General features: G+C 35.8%; 20 protein-coding genes. 8 read left to right on the plus strand and 12 right to left on the minus strand.

Translation table 11 applies throughout. From position 1 onward, the window contains the following. Positions 1-36: 36 nt before the first annotated feature. The gene (locus OZX61_RS04710) at positions 37-912 is read right to left on the minus strand and encodes an SDR family oxidoreductase (RefSeq protein ID WP_195771897.1); all 876 of its coding nucleotides are present in this window, start codon (positions 910-912) and stop codon (positions 37-39) included. A 263-nt stretch (positions 913-1,175) separates the two neighbouring features. Between OZX61_RS04710 and OZX61_RS04715 the strand changes: the two genes are divergently transcribed. Both OZX61_RS04715 and OZX61_RS04720 read left to right on the plus strand, forming a co-directional pair. Further along, on the plus strand, positions 1,176-1,613 hold the full coding sequence (locus OZX61_RS04715) for a hypothetical protein (protein ID WP_277095459.1): 438 nt from the start codon (positions 1,176-1,178) through the stop codon (positions 1,611-1,613). A 208-nt stretch (positions 1,614-1,821) separates the two neighbouring features. Further along, the gene (locus OZX61_RS04720) at positions 1,822-3,336 is read left to right on the plus strand and encodes a hypothetical protein (RefSeq protein ID WP_277095460.1); all 1,515 of its coding nucleotides are present in this window, start codon (positions 1,822-1,824) and stop codon (positions 3,334-3,336) included. Positions 3,337-3,387: 51 nt separating this feature from the next. Here OZX61_RS04720 and OZX61_RS04725 read toward each other — a convergent pair whose 3' ends face one another. After that, positions 3,388-4,092, minus strand: coding sequence for a glutamine amidotransferase (locus OZX61_RS04725; protein WP_277095461.1), 705 nt, complete (start codon positions 4,090-4,092; stop codon positions 3,388-3,390). Between the two features lie 172 nt (positions 4,093-4,264). Here OZX61_RS04725 and OZX61_RS04730 point away from each other — a divergent pair, with 172 nt between their 5' ends. The 3 genes from OZX61_RS04730 (at position 4,265) to gabP (ending at position 8,599) form a co-directional block, all read left to right on the plus strand. Then, a complete protein-coding gene (locus tag OZX61_RS04730; protein ID WP_277095462.1) occupies positions 4,265-5,977 on the plus strand; it encodes an AAA family ATPase in 1,713 nt (570 codons plus the stop codon). 165 nt (positions 5,978-6,142) lie between these two features. Beyond that, positions 6,143-6,778 carry a glutaredoxin 2 gene (gene grxB, locus OZX61_RS04735; protein WP_277095463.1) on the plus strand — a complete coding sequence of 212 codons (636 nt, stop codon included), beginning with the start codon at positions 6,143-6,145 and terminating at the stop codon, positions 6,776-6,778. Positions 6,779-7,198: 420 nt separating this feature from the next. Then, positions 7,199-8,599: a GABA permease gene (gene gabP, locus OZX61_RS04740; RefSeq protein ID WP_195771905.1), complete on the plus strand. Its 1,401-nt coding sequence runs from the start codon at positions 7,199-7,201 to the stop codon at positions 8,597-8,599. Positions 8,600-8,669: 70 nt separating this feature from the next. Here the strand turns inward: gabP and OZX61_RS04745 are convergent, their stop codons facing one another. The 3 genes from OZX61_RS04745 to OZX61_RS04755 all read right to left on the minus strand — a co-directional run bounded on the left by OZX61_RS04745 (position 8,670) and on the right by OZX61_RS04755 (position 11,290). Then, complete coding sequence (locus tag OZX61_RS04745) at positions 8,670-9,959, minus strand: haloacid dehalogenase-like hydrolase (RefSeq protein ID WP_277095464.1); 1,290 nt, start codon at positions 9,957-9,959, stop codon at positions 8,670-8,672. An 87-nt stretch (positions 9,960-10,046) separates the two neighbouring features. Then, the gene (locus OZX61_RS04750; RefSeq protein ID WP_277095465.1) at positions 10,047-10,763 is read right to left on the minus strand and encodes a UDP-2,3-diacylglucosamine diphosphatase; all 717 of its coding nucleotides are present in this window, start codon (positions 10,761-10,763) and stop codon (positions 10,047-10,049) included. Between the two features lie 17 nt (positions 10,764-10,780). Continuing rightward, positions 10,781-11,290, minus strand: a complete 510-nt coding sequence (locus OZX61_RS04755; RefSeq protein WP_195771907.1) for a peptidylprolyl isomerase — start codon at positions 11,288-11,290, stop codon at positions 10,781-10,783. Between the two features lie 169 nt (positions 11,291-11,459). On the opposite strand from OZX61_RS04755, the gene OZX61_RS04760 reads away from it, so the two are divergent. Then, positions 11,460-13,184, plus strand: coding sequence for a glutamine--tRNA ligase/YqeY domain fusion protein (locus OZX61_RS04760; RefSeq protein WP_195771909.1), 1,725 nt, complete (start codon positions 11,460-11,462; stop codon positions 13,182-13,184). A gap of 32 nt (positions 13,185-13,216) precedes the next feature. Here the strand turns inward: OZX61_RS04760 and OZX61_RS04765 are convergent, their stop codons facing one another. Then, on the minus strand, positions 13,217-13,774 hold the full coding sequence (locus tag OZX61_RS04765) for a lecithin retinol acyltransferase family protein (RefSeq protein WP_195771910.1): 558 nt from the start codon (positions 13,772-13,774) through the stop codon (positions 13,217-13,219). A gap of 164 nt (positions 13,775-13,938) precedes the next feature. Here OZX61_RS04765 and OZX61_RS04770 point away from each other — a divergent pair, with 164 nt between their 5' ends. Beyond that, positions 13,939-15,288, plus strand: coding sequence for a nucleobase:cation symporter-2 family protein (locus OZX61_RS04770; RefSeq protein ID WP_277095466.1), 1,350 nt, complete (start codon positions 13,939-13,941; stop codon positions 15,286-15,288). Here the strand turns inward: OZX61_RS04770 and OZX61_RS04775 are convergent, their stop codons facing one another. From OZX61_RS04775 to fdxA, 4 genes are all read right to left on the minus strand, one after another. Then, on the minus strand, positions 15,289-15,918 hold the full coding sequence (locus tag OZX61_RS04775; protein WP_277095632.1) for an OB-fold-containig protein: 630 nt from the start codon (positions 15,916-15,918) through the stop codon (positions 15,289-15,291). It abuts the gene before it with no gap. Positions 15,919-15,929: 11 nt separating this feature from the next. Beyond that, positions 15,930-16,250, minus strand: coding sequence for a Rieske (2Fe-2S) protein (locus OZX61_RS04780; protein WP_195771913.1), 321 nt, complete (start codon positions 16,248-16,250; stop codon positions 15,930-15,932). A 56-nt stretch (positions 16,251-16,306) separates the two neighbouring features. Then, complete coding sequence (locus OZX61_RS04785; RefSeq protein WP_195771914.1) at positions 16,307-16,987, minus strand: D-Ala-D-Ala carboxypeptidase family metallohydrolase; 681 nt, start codon at positions 16,985-16,987, stop codon at positions 16,307-16,309. A 118-nt stretch (positions 16,988-17,105) separates the two neighbouring features. Beyond that, positions 17,106-17,429, minus strand: a complete 324-nt coding sequence (fdxA, locus tag OZX61_RS04790) for a ferredoxin FdxA (RefSeq protein WP_195771915.1) — start codon at positions 17,427-17,429, stop codon at positions 17,106-17,108. A 347-nt stretch (positions 17,430-17,776) separates the two neighbouring features. Here fdxA and OZX61_RS04795 point away from each other — a divergent pair, with 347 nt between their 5' ends. Next, positions 17,777-18,031: a hypothetical protein gene (locus OZX61_RS04795; protein ID WP_277095633.1), complete on the plus strand. Its 255-nt coding sequence runs from the start codon at positions 17,777-17,779 to the stop codon at positions 18,029-18,031. 45 nt (positions 18,032-18,076) lie between these two features. On the opposite strand, the gene OZX61_RS04800 is transcribed toward OZX61_RS04795, so the two are convergent. Both OZX61_RS04800 and mutS read right to left on the minus strand, forming a co-directional pair. Next, positions 18,077-19,066 (minus strand): aliphatic sulfonate ABC transporter substrate-binding protein, encoded by a 990-nt coding sequence (locus tag OZX61_RS04800; protein WP_277095467.1) that lies wholly within the window; start codon positions 19,064-19,066, stop codon positions 18,077-18,079. A 130-nt stretch (positions 19,067-19,196) separates the two neighbouring features. After that, complete coding sequence (gene mutS, locus OZX61_RS04805; RefSeq protein ID WP_277095634.1) at positions 19,197-21,809, minus strand: DNA mismatch repair protein MutS; 2,613 nt, start codon at positions 21,807-21,809, stop codon at positions 19,197-19,199. Positions 21,810-21,882 lie beyond the last annotated feature (73 nt).

Below are 21,882 nucleotides of genomic sequence, written 5' to 3' on the forward strand. Positions count from 1 at the left end.
ATAAATAATTATAATTTTTAATATAAACAGAAATTTTTAACCACCAACCATCATCCCACCATTTGCATGAATGGTTTGGCCAGTGATGTAAGACGAATCGCTACTTGCTAAAAACACAAAAATTGGCCCCATTTCGCTCGGTTGCGCACAACGTCCCATTGGTGCACCACCACCATAGTTTTCAACCAATTGAGGATCTGTTTGTCCTAAGGTTGCAGGTTGAAGTGGGGTCCAAACTGGGCCTGGAGCAACCGCATTCACTCGTATACCACGATTCATAATCTGATTGGACAATGCACGTGTAAAGATAATTTGTGCACCCTTTGTGGTTGAGTAATCAATAAGATTGCCAGGTGCAAGGTAGCCGTTTACAGATGAGGTATTAATGATAGTATCGCCTTCATGTAAGTGAGGTAATACAGCTTTACTTAAATAAAACATAGAATGAACATTCACCGCAAAAGTATCCAACCATTTTTCATCTTCTAAGGTTGCTAGATCTTCATTAATAAATTGAGTACCTGCATTATTTACAAGAATATTTATTTTTGAAAAGTCTTTTAGAACTTGTTGTACTAAATTTTGACATTCTTCACTATAACGTAAATCTACTGGGTAAATCCGACATGTGCCTCCCTGATTTTCAACCCAACTTTTAACCCATTCAGCATCTATTTTTTCCATTTCACAGTCTTTTATATAAGTAATCGCAACCTCAGCTCCTTCTTTGACAAAATGCAAAGCTGCAGCGCGACCAATACCACTGTCTCCACCTGTAATAAGAGCAACTTTACCTACCAATTTACGACTGCCTAAATAGTCTTCTGAAATAAACTCTGCTTGTGGTTGAAGTTGAGCATCACTGCCAGGAAATTCTTGTTTTTGAGCATGTATATTAAATTTATTCGTCATTATTTGAACCTTTTCATTTTTATATATTTAAGTGCAACACATTACTGCGCTTTAAGGCGAATCTGTGCAGTAAATATGTTTCATAAATTAAAAATTATGTAATTTATGTATAAGTTCTAAAAAATTGAAGTTATGAGATATATGGATTGAGAATAGTTAAGACAATATGAAATGCTAATATTCTGTAAAAATGTCTGAATCATTATAAAAGATATAGTACGATTGTTTTTGTGAACTAATTCACAATTTATTCGAGTTGATTTATGAAATTTTTTAAAAATAATTTACTCAAACTTCTGAGTTTTTTGACGGTTATTGGTGGGTTTGGATTAACAAATGCATACGCTGAATCTGGCTATAGAGTATGTGCAGTTTATCATCAGGTTGATGGAAAAGAGTTTCCTGCAGATGGTTTAGCGACAAAAGTTGCAAAGGAGAATAGAGGTGATACATGTGGTAAAAAATTATCATTTATGACTAATTATTTTGGAAATGCTTATCCTCGTGTAAAACCAACAAATAATTTTAAAATGGTTACATGTGAAGACTTTTCAAAGCATATAGGTACGGATTTTAATGAAGATATTTGTAGGTCGATGGAAGTAAATAAAATATATCAATATCACTACTACAGATATACATCTAATAAAGGAAAAACTTATTATTCTAGAATGCCAACACTTAAATTTTGGCATAATTAGATAATATTTTACATACTGCAATTAAAAACCAAATAATATTTATTATTTGGTTTTTTTATGTGTAATAGAAAATAAAATAGATTTATAAAATGTTGTATAGCAGTTAAGACAATCATAATAACTTAAAAATGATAAATACATCACATATTATTCGATTTGTATTTAATTTAATACATTTATAAATTTATATTAATATTTTAGGTGAAATATGATAACCAATGAAAATACTGTAGCAGAAACAAATAATACATTAAATGAAAGTCAGTTTAATGAAACGTATGCGGTAGATCTAAAGTTAAAAGGTGCAAAAGGTGATGGTATATCAGATGATAGTAAGTATGTATCTGATGAATTAAATAAAGGATATCGTATATTCAATGGAGGTATATATGCAGTTTTTGATAGGACTATTATTCACTCTCTTAAGTTTACTTCAGGAAATGCATATTTAATGTATGAAGGAAATAAATATCCTTTTGGTAATATTGTAAATCAACATATTGAATTAAATGTACCAAGTGTTTTTTATAATATTCAACACTGCTTTGAATGGTTAGATGGTAAAAGAATTATTGGTGACTCCAGTGTTACTATTAAAATTGCCGATGGAGTTTATCAGCAATCATGGGTAAATACTGTGAATCATGTAGATGGTAATAATATATATATTCGTGGAAATGAAGCAGATCGATCAAAATGTATTATTGAAGTTGATAATTTAAATAATCGAGATTGTTTTCTTATTTCTAATAAATGCTCTTTAGGCTGGTTAAATGGAATAACAATTAAAGGAATGAAAGGCTGGCTGAGCGAAGGTACATGGGCAACACAATGTTATGGTAGTGGTATTCGAGCAATTGATGGCTCTTCGATTGTTTGTGGTACAGAAATTGAAATTGATAAAATGTACTACGGTATGCGCTCTATGCATGGTGCAACAATTTCAGCAATAGGAAAAAGCGCAGACAATATTAAAGGCGGTGGAGTTCGTGTTACAAATGCTGGTGATGTTGGTTTTCATGCTCATGCTGCGACCATTTATTGTAACTGTGCAGAAGCTTCAAATGTAGGTCATAAAACAGAAGGTTTAGGCTTTGGATTTTGTGCTGAGGCAGGAGGTTATATTGTCTGTGAATATGCATGCGCAACTAATAATATAAAAGCAGGATTTTATGCACTTAGTCAGGGAACGGTTTGGGCACATGGCGTCAATTCTAGTAATAATTTATATGGTGTTTTGGCTTGGGGTGGAACGGTCGAATGTAATAGTTTAGGAAAATATCAAACTATACTCAATAATAACTTAATTGCTGGTATCCGAGCTACATATGGGGGGTTGGTTGGTGCGAATTCAGCAAAAGTAATTTCAAATACAATGGGGATACTGGCTGACGAAAATGGAATCATTGATGTTACAGCTGTGCAATCTAATGACAATGCACAGCATGGTTTTAGTGCTATATCTGGTGGATATATTACAGGTAATTCTGCCGTTTCAGAGAGAAATAATATTAATGGGTTTAATGCCGAAGATGGAGGAATAATTAAATCCATTGACTCTAGTGCAAATGACAATGGAAGTTATGGTTATTTTGCTAAGAATCATTCAAAAATATTTTGTAAGGGATTTGGGGGAATGAGAAATACTCTATTTTGTTCTCCTTTACAAAACTCAATTACAGAATTGGCAGGAAATAATAGCTCATTTATTATTGATGTTTAATTTCAAGCATCCCATGAATGCAAAATTCATGGGATGCTTGAAAAATATGCGCTAAGAAAGATCTATCTGTTTTAAGTAGTTGTAAATCACAATTTTTGCTGCTTCCATAAGCTGAGATGCATATCTTTCATTTTCTGTTCTCAGGTGTTTGATATTAATATTTGCTTGTTTTAATTCACAGTGATGTCCGATGAGCCATTTTTCTAAGTGTTCATCGTCTACTTCTAAATGAAATTGTAAAGCGAGCGTATTTTTAAATTGAAATGCTTGGTTGGCATAGTGAGCAGAGCTAGCAAGATGTTGAACATTTTGAGGCAATTCGAATGTATCACCATGCCAATGTAAAACAGGAATGTCTAAAAGAGGAGACAATATGTTTTCATCTAATTGAGGGAGGGTGAGGGTACTCCAACCAATTTCTTTGATAGAACCCGCGTATACATTTGCACCAAGTGCTTTAGCAATAAGTTGGGCACCTAAACAAATACCTAATGTGGGTTTATTTTCTTCAAGTCTTTTTTTGAGAAGGTCTATTTCTTGTTGTAAAAATGGATAATCTTCGACGTCATTGACACCAATAGGACCACCTAAAATAATTGTTAGTCCATCATAGTTGAATGCTTTAGACAAATCATCTACGCCAGCTTCGAAATATCGAATGCGATATCCCTTTTGATAAAAGAGATCTTCAAGTGAACCTAGGTCTTCAAATGCAAGGTGTTGAATTGCGTAAATTGTTTTAGCAAATTTTTGCATAATAGAACCTATGATGGTTAGGAAATGGGTGTTTAGACTAGCATTATTCTTGAATAAATCAATGAATTTACATCTTTTGAAATAAGATGAATGAATTAAATTTAAAGAGAGAAACTTAACTTTTCTATAAAAAATAGTTAGGCTATAGCATTCATTTTTAGAACATGGTCTTATGAAGCAAGAAACTGCATTGAAACTGTTAAAAGCGGGTGAAAATGTGTTTTTGACGGGGTCAGCAGGAGCTGGCAAGACGTATACACTGAATCAATATATTCAATATTTAAAAGCACGTAAGGTTACTGTTGCAATTACGGCATCTACGGGCATTGCAGCCACACATATGAATGGGATGACTATTCATACATGGGCTGGCATTGGAATTAAGGATCATTTATCTGATGATGACCTTAAACGTCTAAAAGAACGAAAATATTTGAAAGAGCATTTAGAAAGTGCGCAGGTGCTTGTTATAGATGAAATCTCAATGTTGCATGCGAAGCAATTGAATTTAGTCAATCAAGTTTTAAAGTATTTTAAAGAAACCGACCAAGCATTTGGTGGTATTCAAGTGATTGTTGCAGGTGATTTTTTTCAGCTACCTCCTGTAGGAAAAAATAGTGAAAAAAATAGAGATAAATTCTGTTTTATGTCAGATGCATGGGTAGAAGCAAAATTTAGAATTTGCTACTTAACTGAACAGCACCGACAAGAAGATGCAATACTTGATCAAATATTAAATGCGATTCGTGCGCAGTCTTTAACGCCACAGCACTATCAGGCGTTAGCTTCAACAACCTCACAAGATATTGGTGAGACCTTTACACGTTTATATACACACAATATGGATGTTGACAGTTTAAACATCGAACATTTAAGTCGTTTAGAGGGTAAATCACATGAATTTACTGCCAATGTAGACGGTAATGCAAAGTTAATTGAAACACTTAAATCTTCAGTGCGTGCACCAGAAGCACTCAGCTTAAAAAAACATGCCAAAGTTATGTTTGTAAAAAATAACTTTGATATGGGCTATATTAACGGTAGTTTAGGCGAAGTTGTGGGGTTTGAAGATGATGACGAATTTGGATTATTGCCTAAAGTCACTTTAACAGATGGTACGACATTAGTTGCTCCACCTGAAACATGGTCTGTTGAAAATGATGAAGGTAAAGTTATTGCAAGTTTCCAACAAGTTCCGTTAAGGCTTGCATGGGCAATTACGATTCATAAAAGCCAAGGTATGACCTTAGATGCTGCTGAAATTAACTTAAGTCACACCTTCGAGAAAGGTCAAGGCTACGTTGCCTTATCACGCTTAAAATCTTTACAAGGGTTACGTTTATTGGGTTTTAACGATGAAGCGCTGGCTTTAGATAGTTTGGCAATAAAAGCAGATCGTCGTTTTCAAGAACTGTCGCAAGAAGCAGAAATAAATTTTGAACACGTAGATCTCTCGGTTCAGCATAAAGCATTTATTCGCCATTGTGGTGGAACCTTAAACGAAAAAGAAATTGAGCGAAATCAAAAAAGATTAGGTCAAGGTCAAGCACAAAAAAGCTATGGTGCTGCAACCTTGGAGGAAACGAAAGAGTTATTTGAAAATGGCTATGAAATTCAAGATATCGCTCAAGAACGACAACTTACGCCGTCTACCATTATTAACCATTTAGGAAAATTACAAAAAGAAGGATTGGATATTTCTGTTGCTCATCCAGGCGATGAAGTGGTCGAGCAAGTTCGTAAAATTTATAAAAAACTTCAGCGAACAAAACGTACAGAAAACTTTAACGATGATGGTTCAATTCGTTTACGACCTATTGTTGAGGCGACGCAGCCACGAATGGGATATGACCAAGTTCGTCTTGCATTACTTTTTATTGAATAAACCTCGTCATATACGAGTTGTGAAATAACACTGTAAATGTAAGTAATTAAAACAAGAATACTTACTGACATAGTGCTATGGTGTTATTTCATTCATGGGATTTTATTTATTTGTCAGTTGATATCATTCAGACGAAATAAACAATAACGAGATAAGGGGAAAGTAGTGCGGTTATATATTTATGAACATTGTCCATTTTGCTTAAGAACACGCATGATTGCGGGTTTTAAAAATTTACCTATTCAATATAGCATTATTATGGAAGGCGACAGTGAAACACCAATTCATTTGGTGGGTAAAAAAGTGGTGCCTATTTTACAAAAGTCGGATGGTCAATACATGACAGAAAGTCTAGATATTGTAAAATATTTAGACGATTTGAGTCCTCCATATTATGCTCAAGGTGAGGTAAATACAGAAATTGAGGCATGGATTAAGAAAAATTCATCACTCATTTTTAGATTGATTGTACCAAGATTTACACAAAGTGATTTCAAAGAGATCTCTACACCTGAAGCAAGACAGGCATTTATTGAAAGAGAAACGGCCTCTTTTGGCGACCTTAAGCAGTTGTATGAAAATAGTGAACCAGATATTCATGCAATGAATACGTCTTTAACAGAAATAGATTCATTGATAGAGCATCATGAAGAGATGAATATAACAGACTTTATGATTTTCCCATGGTTACGTTCTTTAAGTATAGTTGAAGGCTTAATATTTCCATCTCATACAAAACGCTATATGAATAGGATTGCTACAGCAGCAAAAGTAAATTTACTATTTGATCAGGCAAGATAATATTCAATTATCATATATTAATAAAACCAGTATATATATACTGGTTTTATTGCACTAAAATAGCGTTTTTCTTATATATTGCACATCAAGTGTGCATATTCTTTAGTTAAAAGGTCTATAGACTTTAGTTTAATTTATTATCTAAAAATATGATTTTTATAGTTAAATTTGTAAAAAAGAAGAATTACACTTTCTTGACCAAATAAAAAAAAAGCGTATTGTGAATGTGAAGTGATAAAAAAGAAGGAAACACCTGAACCTTTCTAATATTTCTATGGAAAGAAACATTACATTTAAACAGGAAATCACCATTTCATCTTAGATTATTTCGTTAAAACCAAGGTTGGCATTATATATGCATAGTTTTATTCGGATGAATAGTGAAAATTTCAAATATTTAAAAGATAATTAGGTGTGTTTATGACACAAGCAAAGTCAACCAATCTTTCACAAGGATTAAAAAATAGGCATGTTACGATGCTTTCTATTGCAGGAGCAATTGGAGCAGGCTTATTTGTTGGTTCTGGACACGCAATTGCAGCGGCAGGTCCCGCTGTTTTAATTTCTTATATTGTTGCAGGTACATTAGTTGTACTCGTAATGCGAATGCTTTCAGAGATGGCAGTTGCACAACCCGATAGTGGATCGTTCTCAACTTATGCAGACCGCTCTATTGGAAAATGGGCTGGTTTTACAATTGGCTGGTTATATTGGTGGTTCTGGGTGTTGGTTATTCCATTTGAAGCCAATGCTGCCGCAGCTATTATGCATTCTTGGATACCGGATGCACCAGTTTGGCTACTTGCTTTTCTAATTACTATTGCTTTAACAGTAACAAACTTATTTAGTGTAAAAAACTATGGAGAGTTTGAGTTTTGGTTAGCAACCATTAAAGTAGGTTCAATTATCATCTTCATTATGATTGGTTGTGCTGCAATTTTTGGTTTTTCTTTAAATCCTTCTGTCAGTGGTGTACAACATTTATACGACCATGGTGGTTTTTTGCCAAATGGTTGGGGTGCAGTACTGGGTGCATTGTTAACAACGATGTTTTCATTTATGGGTTCTGAAATTGTAACGATTGCTGCAAGTGAGTCTAAGGATCCTGAAACACAAATTACTAAAGCAACGAACTCAGTCATATGGAGAATTGGTTTATTCTATATACTGTCTATTTTCATTGTGATTAGCCTTGTGCCATGGAATGACCCAACTTTGGCTAAAATTGGTTCATACCAAGCAGTTTTACAATTATTAAATATTCCATATGCGAAACTTATTGTAGATATTGTTGTATTAACTGCTGTAACAAGTTGTTTAAACTCTGCATTATATACAGCATCTCGTATGGTATTTTCGCTTTCTAAGCGTGGCGATGCACCGCACTTCGTACAAAAGTTGAATAGCCAACAAACACCAGTTTATGCAGTATTACTGTCTACGGCTGTCGCTTTTATCTGTACTTTTGCAAACTATGCTGCTCCAGCAGAAGTATTTAACTTTCTGTTAGATAGTTCAGGTGCTATTGCGTTGCTTGTGTATCTCGTTATTGCATTTTCTCAGTTGAATATGAGAAAGCAATTGATCAAAACAGGTGAACCTATCCGTATGAAGATGTGGCTTTATCCATATTTAACATGGGCTGTCATCATTTTTATTATTGCAGCATTGGGTATTATGGCATTTGATCCAAAACATGTTCACGAAATTACTTCGACAGGAATTTTATGCTTAATTGTTGTAATTTCTGGTGTAATTGTATCTAGACGACATCGTACAAAAAAAGCGGTGAAATATAATACAGCGCAAGACCAGTTATAATAAGAAAGACGTTATAGAAAGTTATTTATGGCATGAGGGTAATACTCCACCTCATGCCATTTTTTATTGTTTATTTTAGAGCTTGAGGTGTAGTCGAACCATAAGAGATACTTTTATAAGACGGAACAAATTCACCTGTATTTGCATCTCTGCCTTGTAGTAAGTACTTGGCACTGTCTTGTCCGTATGTATCGACAGCAAGCTTAGAAAAGTGGCCTATGTCTGTGGTTGGTTTTCTTAAGCGATTTACAATGAGAACTTTCTCTGTTTCTCTAAAGTCTTGCATCATGTTTTGGTCGCCCTCGCTGTCACCTGCAATAAAAATAGGACCATAACCATACTGGCTTACTAAGAATTTTTTAATCATTTGACTTTTGCCTATACCTTGAGTTTGAAAGTATCCTTTTCTAAACTCTGGCAAAATTCTTCCTTGAGAATCTCTTTCTAGTTCCATTGCCAATACATGTTTTTCATTTACGCCGTAGCCAATTTTGGGATTAGATACAATTTCTTTAACCACATCAATGAATGATGCAGAGCATACATAGACTTGAATTCCATTTTCTTGGAATGTCGCAAATAGATTTTGCATTTCTTTATACGGACGTAAACCATTATCCCAACGAATTGAAACAACACCTGCTTTACCTACAAGTGACTCAGGAGAAGTCCATTTAATCGGTTCAATGTTCTGTCGCTTTTGCCACTCTACAGTATGTTTAACTAGATCTCGTACTTCAGGCGCAGTAAAACCTGTAAATAGATAGGTAACCCAAGGGTATGATACATCATGTGCAAATGTGTCGCCGATTGCAGCATAGAGGTAACGCATTTTTGTAATGAAGTTGCTATAGTTTGGATTTTGACGAACCTGTTCGAGTGTTTCTGTACCTTCTAAGCCTTTATAGTGATGATATAGCCATGTATAGCTTTCAATAATATCGGGGGCGACTTTTTCGATATTTACAGATTGTCCTTGAGCATTATTGTATTCAGAAACAAAGTCTTTATCGCTGATATTTTTTCGAATGATACTATTGAGTTGTTCAGGAGTTACTTTGAAACGTAGATGCTCCAATTGATAGATCAATGTAGCTTCTTCGATATCTAGAAAAACGGATGTATTGTCAAAATCGGCAACAATATAAGAGGGTTTCGCTGGATTGTAGTTTGGACTATGTTTGCCGTATTTTAAAATAAGTGAATTAATTTGCTGTCGGTTAAATTGATCCCAATGTCCTTCGGCTAATAAAGGTATATTTTGTGTGTGTGCCACTTCTTTAGCATAGGTACCAAAAGGCGTAATAGCACTAATTGCAAGCGCAAGAGAAATACTGAAATGTTTTTTTAAATTGCTCATTTTAAGTAATGAATTTCTATATTGAATAAGCAAAATAATATAGGAAAGCTCTATGACATTATCATTAATAAATAAAATAAAGTTTTGCTAAATGTTCCATGTATAAAAATTTTGCTCTCCAGTCTCTAAAATTTCTAAGACTTGAGCTTCGCCTGAAGATTCTCTCCAATCACCGAGTACAATTCGTTGCTGATCGTGTAGGTAGTATTGATGAGGACGATGCGTATGGCCATGAATAAGTATATCTACACCTGTTAAAGCCTCTTCTACAGCATGATGATTTACATCCATAATTTGATAGGCTTTGTTTTGCTGAGAAGCTGTACTTTTTTTACGAAAGCCATTAGCAAGTTTTTTGCGAAAGTTTAGAGGGGTTCTTTTTAGTAGCCCCAAAAGCAATGGATTTCTAATGATTTTTTTAAATCGTTGGTAGGAAATATCATCGGTACATAATGCATCGCCATGCTCTAAGCGATACTTTTTATGATGAATTGTCAGTACATAGGTATCGGGTAAGAGTTGACCTGAAAACTGGTTTAAAAATTTTTGTCCAAGTGCAAAGTCTCGATTACCAACTTGAAAATAAATATGATTACCTGCTTGGGTAAATAACTGAAGGTGTTGAACAATTTCTTCTAGCCATGGGGCAGTATCATCATCGCCAATCCAAGCATTAAACCAATCACCTAAAATGTAAAGCTGGGTATGTTTATCTCTATAATATTCAAGCAATGCCAAAAACCCCCGAACGAGTCGAGGGTGATTTTGAGATAAATGTAAATCTGCAATAAACAGATAAATCACTAAATACTCAGTTTAACTTATTCAGCAATAATTTTAGCAGATTCGATGACAACATTTTCCAGTGGTACGTCTGCATGGTAGCCACGGTTGCCAGTACGAACATTTTTAATTTCGTTTACGATGTCCATACCTTCAACAACTTTACCAAATACAGCATAGCCCCAACCTTGTGTAGTTTTACCACTGTGGTTTAAGAAGCTGTTATTTTTAACATTAATAAAGAATTGTGCAGAAGCAGAGTGAGGTGCTTGAGTACGCGCCATAGCAACAGTACCTACATCATTGCTTAGACCGTTGTCAGCTTCATTCTCAATTGAATCGCGTGTTACTTTTTCTTTAAAGTTTTCATCAAAGCCGCCACCTTGAACCATAAAGCCATCAATCACACGGTGAAAGATAACACCATCGTAGAAGCCATCACGTACGTATTCTAGAAAGTTTGCAACTGTTTTTGGTGCTTTTTCGCTATTTAATTCAAGAACAATACGTCCTTTATTTGTATTTAATTCAACTTGAGGCAAACTCATATTTGTATCTCCTATACATGGACTAAATTAGCCATGGGTTTTTGGTTGAGAGAAGCATAAGCAAACTGTAAACTAGATAGCAAGTATAAACGTTAATTATCTTAGAAAAAAAGTTAAGATAACGTTTCATTCAGTCAAAATTTAACTTTATAGAAGTGAATTATCTATTATGAAGCCAAATGATGTTGTTTCAGATCTGCCAAATCACCCGACACAAAACAGTCAAGCCTCTACTGATTCTGTGCAGCAAGAACAACAACCCGGCTTAGATTTTGTACGCCAAGTGATTACTGATGATTTAGCACAAGGTCGTACAAGCTCAGTCGTTACACGTTTTCCACCTGAACCAAATGGCTACTTACATATTGGTCATGTAAAAGCAATTTGTCTAAATTTTGGTGTTGCTGAAGAATTTAAAGGCGTATGTAATTTACGTTTTGATGATACAAACCCAGACGCAGAAGAACAAGAGTACGTTACTGGCATTGAAAATGATGTGAAATGGTTAGGTTTTCAATGGGATGGTGAGGCGCGTTATGCATCAAAGTATTTTGATCAGTTGTATACGTGGGCTATTCAACTCATTGAACAGGGCGATGCATATGTCGATTTACAATCTCCTGAAGAAATTAAATTAAATCGTGGTAACTTTGTAGAGCCAGGTAAAAACTCACCTTACAGAGAAACAAGTGTAGAAGAAAACTTATCACGTTTTGAAAAAATGCGTGATGGTGAGTTTGGCGAAGGAAAAGCTGTACTTCGTGCAAAAATTGATATGTCTAGTCCGAATGTACATATGCGTGACCCAATTTTGTATCGTGTATTACATGCATCACATCATCAAACAGGCGATAAATGGAAAATTTATCCAATGTACGACTATGCACATCCTTTATCTGATGCTATTGAAGGTGTAACTCACTCATTGTGTACCTTAGAATTCCAAGATCACCGTGCATTTTATGACTGGGTTGTCGCAAAGGTAAATTCAACTGCTGTACCTCGTCAGTATGAATCATCTCGCTTAAATGTGGACTACACAATTACCTCTAAACGTAAGTTACGCCGTTTAGTAGAGGGTAACTATGTTCATGGTTGGGATGACCCTCGTATGCCAACAGTGGTAGGTATGCGCCGTCGTGGCTTTACAGCGGAAGGTTTACGTGACTTCTGTAAACGCGTTGGTGTGTCTAAAACAGATGGTATTGTCGATGTTGCGATGCTTGAGTTCTGTATTCGTCAATCATTAGAAAATACGGCTGCCCGTGGTATGGCAGTACTTAATCCACTTAAAGTAACACTGACTAACTTATCTGAAGCAATGGATTTGGTACATGCACGTCATCCCAATGTAGATATGGGCGAGCGTACGATTCCATTAACCTCAGAACTGTATATCGATCGTTCAGACTTTGAAGAAGTTCCACCAAAAGGCTTTAAACGTTTGGTGCCAGAAGGTGAAGTAAGATTACGCCATGCTTATGTGATTAAGTGCGATGAAGTTGTTAAAGATGCTAATGGTGAAGTGGTTGAACTTAAATGTTCAATTGATCCTGACACATTGGGCAAGAAACCTGAAGGGCGTAAGGTAAAAGGTGTTATTCATTGGGTATCTGCTGAGCATGGTCTGCCTGCTGAAGTACGTATTTATGATCGTTTATTTACAGAAGCTGACCCTGAAGTCGGTGAAGATTTCCTAGATAACTTAAACAAAGACTCTTTGAAAGTTGTTCAGGCGATTATTGAACCTGCTTTGGCAAATGCAAAAAATGAAGAACGTTTCCAGTTTGAGCGTGAAGGCTATTTCGTAGCAGATCGTTATGATCACTCTAGTGATAAACCTGTATTCAACCGTATCTTGGATTTAAGAGATAGCTTTAAACCAGAAAAATAAGCGCTTTTGGTTAGATTACTGTCCTCACAATCTTAATGATTGTGAGGATTTTTATTTTTTTGTATACGTTTTAAAAAAAGATGAATAGGGCCTTCCATTTTTGCTTTATCCCTCAATTTCTTTTTTATATACAATACCAATGCGAAACTTGCAGTTGCAACAGTAATAAAAATGCCATTCATATAACTCATTAAAGAGCTAATGTAGCCAATAGTTGTAAGCCTACGCATCATCTTTTCAACTTGTGGGCTATCTTCTATACCTGTAATTGCCCATGAACATAAATGCTCGCAGTTATTCATAATTAAATGATAGTGGTTTTCGTTCATACGTAAACGCATTCGCCGTACTACAGCACGACCTTTAAATTTTGGATTTTTGTAGGTACGAATATGTAATGGCTTATGATGTGAAAATTTTTCAAGTTTTGTAATTTCAATAGGATGCTTTTTAAAGAAATGGGCAAATCCAGAGTAATGGATGACGCGGCCTTTACCTGCATAAATACCGTGGTGCGTATAACCAAAGTGTTTCACTAAAAGATGTGAACCAATTGGAATATTTAAGGCATGATGTTGTCGTTTTCTCATAGCAGAAACAAAAGTATCTATATGAAACCTGAGTAATTATAACAAAATTATTGGCTTTTCTAACGGTTTCCTCACAAATGCTCACGAAAAGTCATTTTAGAAAAGTTAAGATTGGCATGTGATTTGCTTGGTCATTCCTATAAAGAAATGATAAGGATAAAGTGATGAAGCAACGTCAAATCGCTTATGAAGATGAATATCTCGGATTAAATAAAAGTATTGCTTATGGATTACAACACGTTTTAACAATGTACGGTGGAATCGTTGCACCACCATTAATTGTAGGTTCTGCAATTGGTTTGACACACATTGAAATTGGAATGTTAATTACTGCTTCTTTATTTATTGGTGGATTGGCAACACTATTGCAAACGCTTGGTATGAAATGGTTTGGAGCAAAACTCCCCCTTGTTCAAGGTGTTTCTTTTGCAGGTGTAGCAAGTATGATTGCAATAGGAACAACTGGGGGTGGTTTTCAAACAATACTTGGGGCAGTTTTGGCCAGTTCACTTATTGGATTAATTGTTGCACCATTTTTTTCAAGGATTATTCGATTTTTTCCACCTGTAGTGACAGGTAGTGTGATTACAATTATTGGATTTTCTTTGTTGCCTGTTGCACTCAATTGGATAATGGGGGGGAACAATAAAGCATCAAATTGGGGAAGCTTATCTAATTTGGGTTTAGCTGCATTTACATTAACTGTTTTACTTGTGTTTAGTCGCTTTGGCACGATTGGACTACGTCGAGTTGCAATTCTATTGTCAATAGTGATTGGTACTGTATTCGCTTATGCTTTAGGGTATTGTAATTTTTCAGGAGTAGCAGATGGTCAGTGGCTTGCTATTCCAAGCTTTTTATCATTTGGGATGCCTATATTTAGTATCCCTGCGATCGTTGCTATGTGTATTGTTATGATCGTAACGCTGACAGAAACAACAGCAGATATTTTAGCAGTCGGTGAAATTGTTGGCAGTGAAGTGACACAGCGACGCATCGCCAACGGACTGCGTGCAGATATGCTATCTTCTGCGATTGCACCATTTTTTGGGACCTTTATGCAAAGTGCATTTGCTCAGAATGTTGGATTGGTTGCAATTACAGGAGTAAAAAGCCGTTTTGTTGTGGCAGCAGGTGGCATGATTCTTATTTTACTGGGATTATTTCCTATTATGGGAAGATTTATCGCTGCAATACCCGCACCTGTTTTGGGTGGCGCAGGTATTGTCCTGTTTGGCTCGGTGGCGGCAAGTGGTATACGAACACTTGGACAAGTCGATTTTAGCGATCAAAAGAATTTAATTATTGTTGCTGTGGCACTATCTGCAGGCATGATTCCCATGATTAATCATGACTTCTTTATTCATTTCCCAAAATGGGTGCAAATGATGTTTCATTCAGGAATTAGCATTACATGTGTCATGGCAGTAGGATTAAATATCTTTTTTAACCATTTACGTGTGAAAAAGCCAATATCTAATTCTGCGTCCTCCTCACTTTTGTCACATAAATAACTATTTAGGAAATATCTCGTGGTCGAGTAAATAATTTGATTCGATAATCTTTTTTACAATATAAAGGTTATCTTTTTTACGAATAAGAAGGACTTGTGTGTGGGTAGGGATTTCACCAAATTCAGAACATACCATGACATAGTGAATTTGACCGTATTCATCTCTTACACGTGCTGTTGCCTGAATTTCTGGTTTTGCGCTACCTGTAGAAATAGTCGCCAATCGACCCAAAAGATTAAGTTCTCTATGAATAAATTTAGGCTTAATGACTTGGTCTAAGCAATGAATCATAAAAATAGTAAAAAATAATGCTGTAACGAGTGTGGGTATAAGCACATAAATACTTGAGGCAAAAGATTGCTGATAAGCATAATAGGCGAATTGGAAGAAGTAGCCTGCAAAGCTAAAATTAATCAGGAAGAAAACTAAAATGAGTGTTCGAGAGAACTTGATTTGTAATAGCGGGTTATTTGGTCGAAAAGGAATAAGCCGTTTTAAAAATCTAAATGGTGAAATACCAATATAAAGCCCAAGTGTTTCCGATGCACTTAAGAGAATGAATGTTACTACGCACAGATGAAAAGGGAGTAGTTCTGGACTTTGTAAGAAATTATCTAGGCTATTATTCATCATAACGTTGCTTATGCGAGATAAATGCCGCCGTCAGAATGAACTTGAATAGGAACAACTGTAAGTGATTCTCCCAAACAAGGCCCAGAGATGCATTCACCAGTTTCGACCTGAAATAATGCACCATGGGTTGAACACTGGATGAATTCTTTGTCTTGGTCTAAAAATTCATTTTCTAGAAACTCAAGTTCTACTTGTAGGTGAGGGCAAATATTTTTATAAGCAAAAAATTGGCCATCGCGTTGAGTAATAAATAATGTGCCATACGCCGTTGTATCAAAAGCGCGCGCTTCTCGGTCGGGAATATCATTCGTCATACAAAGTTTTAACATTCTTCCACCACATTCCTTGTTGTAGCTGACTTTGTATTTTACCATAAAAAAGCATATTACAAACAAATAGAGGTCGATTGTGTATGATCGGGCCCCCATGTTCTATAGCCTTGAGTATCGATATGAATTTGGCCTGTTGTATAAGTACCTAAGCCCATATTTAGATCTGAACCGTACTGTTTCCAGAATTGGCATAATTTAAATTTTGTTTTTTCAATATTGGTATAATCTTTTGCTGTAGGGTGTTCAGGGCCAATACGAAAATCAATTGCAGCATTTAAGATATGACGAGATGAAACAGCACCACCTGCACAGCGGTTCATCTGAAAGTCACGATAGGCAGATGTTACTTCAAATTGTGTTAGTGTTTTTGTGGCCATAAGGTATCTAAATACCTTTAAAGTTGGAACTTGGTTTTCCCAAACTGTTTTTGGAGGAATTAAATATTCTTCTCGTCCACATTGTTTCCAATCTCGAGCTGTTCTTAATAACTCAAAAGTAGGAATTACATTGTTTACATTATTCTTTGTTAAAAAATCTTCATAGGCTTTGACATGTTGTAAATGATTGTCTTGAGAAATCCATAAGAAGTAGGACGAAGGAATTTTTTTAATCAGATAATAACTTGGAATAGGGTTCACAATTAAAGGCACAGAAGGTTTTGCGGAACTTGAGCCACATAAAAGAAAGAGAATAGATGTAATTCCAATTTTTCCCAGTTTTAGCGTATTTGGCATAAGTCGTAATATAGATATTTTAATTATGAACACATTTTATAGTTGAAAATAAAAATAGGATATTTAATTTAAGTAAATATTCGAGTGATAAAAAAGACCAGCATATGCTGGTCTTTTTTTATTTTTCTAAATATTGAAGCTTGTCTGCTTTACCATTCCATTCTTCACGATCTTCTGGTTGCTCCCCAATCTCGGTAATGTTCGGCCATTTTTCAGCAAGTTCAGCATTGAGTTCAATGAAGACTTCTTGTCCTGCTGGTAGCTCATCTTCTGAAAAGATTGCATTTGCAGGGCATTCAGGCTCGCATAAAGCACAGTCAATACACTCATCTGGATGAATGACAAGGAAGTTTGGACCTTCGTAGAAGCAGTCTACAGGACAAACTTCAACGCAATCTTGATATTTACATTTAATACAGTTTTCAGTGACAACAAAGGCCATAGCGACAGCTACCTAAAAAATTTGGTGTTCATCTTTAATTGCTATATTGTAGGCAAAAAATGGGGCAAGTAACAATTCCTTTTATTGATATTAATTATTTAAATCTATGAAATACCCATTTCTATATGATTTTTACTGATAATGAGAATTAATATCAGTATGTTATTTACTGTATTCCACCAAATATCACATCAAATTAAAGAATAATTGCCAATTTTAATAATTTGAGGAAGATGTCATGAACTCTTCTTATATTTGTCATATTTTGTTCAAAAAGATACGTGATGCTGAGAATGAAGTTTATTTTAATTGAACTTTCAACTGTGTATAAAAATACGGAAGGTAGAATGAATATTAAAGCAGAACTTAACTATCAGAAACAAATGAAGAATGCAAAACGTGGTGGACACAAACCCAATATCGCAAAAGATGTGAATAAACATAAAATACAAAAAGTACAAAAATTAATTAAAGAATTAGAAACAGAATATATGGAACATTGGGAATTCTGGCGAGAAAACTCTGAAATGTATGATCAAGGATATGCAAATGCAATTAGTCATGTACAAAATAAGCTTGTAGAAATATTACAAGTGAAATAAGCGGAAAGCCATGCAATCTACTAAGGAGTGCATGGCTTTGTATATTTATTTTGGAGGATGCCACGCAAATGAAGCTGGCTGAATAGGGTTTGGAATTAATTTTAAGCTAAAGAACAGATTTCCTAAATCTTGCTGGGACTGTAAAACCACAGGTGTAAGTGGTTCAACGGAATTAGGATTTGGTTTGGTTGTTAGTACTTTTTCTGCAATATTCAGGCTTAGGCCTGTACTATTTGCCAAAATTTGTGCTGTTTCTTTGGGGTGGGTATTAATCCATTGGTCTGTTTCATTCAGTACTTGTAATACTTTTTTTGCACTATCTGGGTGTTGTTGAATAAAACTTGGCTGTGCAAGGTAATAACCATAGGTTTTAGGAAGAGTTGTTGAGTCAAAAACAGCTTTTGCTGTACCAGATAGTTCAGTAGCACTGACGTATGGTTCCCAAACAGCCCATGCATCTATAGCTTTCTTATCCAACGCTGCGCGTGCATCTGAAGGAGTCAGCCAAACAGGTTCGATATCTGCCCATGTAAGATGAGCCTTTTGTAAAACTTCTGCTAAGAAATTATGTGCACTTGATCCTTTGGTTAAACCAATACGTTTACCTTTTAGATCTTCAATTGATTGTATATGACTATTGTTTGGAACAAGTAGGGCATGACCACGTTTTGCAGCTTCTTCATAACCCAGATAGTTGAGTTTTTTTCCTGCCGAAAGTGCAAACACAACAGGTGCATCGCCTGTATAACCAAAGTCAATCGCACCTGCAGAAAGCGCTTCTAATGTAGGTGGTCCTGCTGGAAATTCATTCCAACTGATTTTCACATTTGGAAATTCTTTTTCAAAAAAATGATTTTGTTTCGCGACAATGAGCTTAAGTGCTGCTTTTTGATAACCAATATTGAGCGTGGTAAGTGCCTCACTTGTATGAGGTGAGTTGGTTTGAACTGACTGCACATGATCAGATTTTTGGCATCCCAGTATTGAAATGCTAATTGTAAGAATTGTCGCTGTTGTTGCTAGAAAACTTTTCATTGTATTTTCAATAAATATAAATTTATATGTAATGTATAGCGTTTCTTTTGTTCCTAAAATCTGAATATTTTATATACTTATTAAAAAACCGAGCATAGGTAAGCTCGGTTTTTTGGTTTTTTTGCAAAAGTTAAGATGAGTGTTTGAGCAACGCTTTTAGCTGATAAAGCTGATCTAATGCCTGACGTGGTGTCAGGTTGTCGATATCTATTTCAGTGAGTGTATCTTCAACAACGGATTGTTTAGGTACTTCAATCAACCGTTCGACAGTTTCAACAGAAGGCATGTCCAACGATGGTTGTTCCTCTGAAAATAGGTCATTTTGAACGCTTGTATTTGTGGCAGTAATATTTTGTTTTTCTAAAATTTTTAGACGTTTTTGAGCCTCTTTAATGACGCTTATAGGTATGCCCGCCAGTTTTGCAACTTGTAGGCCATGACTTTGACTTGCAGGGCCTGCCTGTACTTTATGTAAAAGGATTAGGTTTCCATTCAGTTCCTTCGCCGTCACATGATAGTTATCAATCGTACTTTCATGCCCAAGTTCGGTAAGTTCAAAATAATGTGTTGCAAATAAACACAAGCACTTAATGCGTTTAGATAAATCGAGTACACAGGCCCATGCTAAAGATAAGCCATCATAGGTACTGGTACCGCGACCAACTTCATCCATAAGTACGAGAGATTGCTGAGTAGCATGATGCAAAATCTGAGAGGTTTCTGTCATCTCTACCATAAATGTAGATTTACCTGTAGACAGATCATCTGCTGAACCAATACGAGTAAAGATGCGGTCAATTGGCCCAAGAGTTGCACTTTCTGCAGGAACAAAACTACCGCAATAGGCAAGTAAGCTAATAAGGGCTGTTTGTCGCATAAATGTTGACTTGCCACCCATATTTGGCCCAGTAATAATAGCAAGACGATGATGGCTATTTAGTTGTGTACTATTGGGTGTAAAAGGAGTTTTACTGACAGCCTCTACGACTGGATGCCTACCTGCAACAATATGAACGCCTACTTCAGGACTAAAGTCAGGGCGTGCCCAGTGGCGTATACGTGCTTGATGTGCAAAATTAGCAAGAACGTCAATCTGAGCAATGGCACTACTCATTAATTGTAATTCAGCAATGTTTGCGCGCAACTGTTCTAAAAGTTGTTCAAACAGCATTTTTTCACGTGCCAGTGCGCGAGATTCACTAGATAGTACTTTATCTTCAAAGCCTTTTAACTCAGGCGTAATATAACGTTCTACATTCTTAAGTGTTTGGCGACGGATGTAGTGACTTGGTGCTTGCTCGGCTTGTGCTCGTGTAAGCTCAATATAATAACCACTTACACGGTTATAACCAATTTTGAGCGTATTTATTCCTGTTGTTTGTCTTTCTTTAGCCTCTAAGTCAATTAAAAATTGCCCTGCATGGTCACGAATTTGTCTTAGTTCATCAAGCTCAGCATCGAATCCTTCAGCAATAACATTGCCGTCACGTAAAAGAACGGGAGGGTTTTCGACAATAGCAGCTCCTAAATGCTGATGTAATGCTTCTACGTCGCCAAGATCTTCATTGAGTTGTTGTAAGAGCTTTGGTGCAGAATTATGCTGAAGAAGTGGTAAAAGTGATTCGTGTAAGTAAGGGATTTGTGCGCAAGCTTGGCGAAGTTGTACCAAATCTCGAGGACGAGCAGAACCTAAAGCTACACGACTTAAAACGCGTTCAATATCTCCAATTTCTTTAAGAGCTAAACGAATTGGAGACTCGTAGTAGCCAGTTAGTATTTGTTCTGTTGCTTCTAAACGTGCTTCTAAAATGGCACAATCTCGTACAGGTTGCATGAGTGTACGACCAAGAAGTCGGCTTCCCATTGCGGTTTGACAATCATTAATTAAATTAAAAAGTGATGTACCATGTTCGAATAGTGGCTCAATAATTTCTAAATTACGCCGTGTAACAGGATCTAAAGCAATAAAATCTTGGCTTTGTTCTAGTGTAATGTTTCGAATATGTGGTAGGGCTGTTTTCTGCGTTTCTTTTGCATAGTGAATAAGTGCAGCCGCCGCCGATTTTGCAAGTGGTAAGTGATCAACACCAAAACCTGATAGGGTGGCTACGTTAAACTGGTCACAAAGAGTTTTATCTGCATTTTTGGAATTAAAGTCGACATTTGGACGCTTTGTAATGGGGCATTCCAACTGCTTTTTAATCATATCTATAATGTTTTGATCAACTAAATCTTCGTTAATCAAAATTTCACTTGGCATTAGACGTGCCAGTTCAATAGTTAACATTTCAGGTTTGAAATCTTGCTGTTGAACTTTAAAAATACCTGCGCTCAAATCTAAAAGCGCAATACCAATTTGGTTCTGATGAATACTTAAAGCCACAAGATTTGAGTTCTGTGTACTATTAAGTAAGGCATCATCTGTGAGTGTGCCTGGGGTAATAATTCTTATAACTTTTCGCTCTACAGGCCCTTTTCCTGTAACTTCTCCTACTTGTTCGCAAATAACGACAGCTTCACCCTTTTTAACAAGGCGTGCAAGATAACCTTCAGCAGCATGAAATGGCACACCTGCCATGGGAATAGGATCGCCGTTACTTTTTCCACGATGCGTTAAAGTAATACCAAGAAGTTTTGCAGCTTTCTTTGCATCATCAAAAAATAGCTCGTAAAAATCTCCCATGCGGTAAAACAATAGGCTATGTGGATGCTCCATTTTTACGTTGATATATTGTTGCATCATTGGAGTATGGGATGAGATATTTTGTATGATCTGATCTAAGTTGGACACACGTACGCCTTACATTTGAGAAAGT

It is taken from the genome of Acinetobacter sp. ESL0695, from assembly GCF_029392135.1.
Lineage (GTDB): Bacteria > Pseudomonadota > Gammaproteobacteria > Pseudomonadales > Moraxellaceae > Acinetobacter > Acinetobacter pollinis.

What these genes read in the sequence shown, in the direction of transcription:
- OZX61_RS04710 (WP_195771897.1), bottom strand. Translation starts at nt 912, where the DNA reads ATGACGAATAAATTTAATATACATGCTCAAAAACAAGAATTTCCTGGC.
- OZX61_RS04715 (WP_277095459.1), top strand. Translation starts at nt 1,176, where the DNA reads ATGAAATTTTTTAAAAATAATTTACTCAAACTTCTGAGTTTTTTGACG.
- OZX61_RS04720 (WP_277095460.1), top strand. Translation starts at nt 1,822, where the DNA reads ATGATAACCAATGAAAATACTGTAGCAGAAACAAATAATACATTAAAT.
- OZX61_RS04725 (WP_277095461.1), bottom strand. Translation starts at nt 4,092, where the DNA reads ATGCAAAAATTTGCTAAAACAATTTACGCAATTCAACACCTTGCATTT.
- OZX61_RS04730 (WP_277095462.1), top strand. Translation starts at nt 4,265, where the DNA reads ATGAAGCAAGAAACTGCATTGAAACTGTTAAAAGCGGGTGAAAATGTG.
- gabP (WP_195771905.1), top strand. Translation starts at nt 7,199, where the DNA reads ATGACACAAGCAAAGTCAACCAATCTTTCACAAGGATTAAAAAATAGG.
- OZX61_RS04745 (WP_277095464.1), bottom strand. Translation starts at nt 9,959, where the DNA reads ATGAGCAATTTAAAAAAACATTTCAGTATTTCTCTTGCGCTTGCAATT.
- OZX61_RS04755 (WP_195771907.1), bottom strand. Translation starts at nt 11,290, where the DNA reads ATGAGTTTGCCTCAAGTTGAATTAAATACAAATAAAGGACGTATTGTT.
- OZX61_RS04760 (WP_195771909.1), top strand. Translation starts at nt 11,460, where the DNA reads ATGAAGCCAAATGATGTTGTTTCAGATCTGCCAAATCACCCGACACAA.
- OZX61_RS04765 (WP_195771910.1), bottom strand. Translation starts at nt 13,774, where the DNA reads ATGAGAAAACGACAACATCATGCCTTAAATATTCCAATTGGTTCACAT.
- OZX61_RS04770 (WP_277095466.1), top strand. Translation starts at nt 13,939, where the DNA reads ATGAAGCAACGTCAAATCGCTTATGAAGATGAATATCTCGGATTAAAT.
- OZX61_RS04775 (WP_277095632.1), bottom strand. Translation starts at nt 15,918, where the DNA reads ATGAATAATAGCCTAGATAATTTCTTACAAAGTCCAGAACTACTCCCT.
- OZX61_RS04780 (WP_195771913.1), bottom strand. Translation starts at nt 16,250, where the DNA reads ATGTTAAAACTTTGTATGACGAATGATATTCCCGACCGAGAAGCGCGC.
- OZX61_RS04785 (WP_195771914.1), bottom strand. Translation starts at nt 16,987, where the DNA reads ATGCCAAATACGCTAAAACTGGGAAAAATTGGAATTACATCTATTCTC.
- fdxA (WP_195771915.1), bottom strand. Translation starts at nt 17,429, where the DNA reads ATGGCCTTTGTTGTCACTGAAAACTGTATTAAATGTAAATATCAAGAT.
- OZX61_RS04795 (WP_277095633.1), top strand. Translation starts at nt 17,777, where the DNA reads ATGAATATTAAAGCAGAACTTAACTATCAGAAACAAATGAAGAATGCA.
- OZX61_RS04800 (WP_277095467.1), bottom strand. Translation starts at nt 19,066, where the DNA reads ATGAAAAGTTTTCTAGCAACAACAGCGACAATTCTTACAATTAGCATT.
- mutS (WP_277095634.1), bottom strand. Translation starts at nt 21,809, where the DNA reads ATGATGCAACAATATATCAACGTAAAAATGGAGCATCCACATAGCCTA.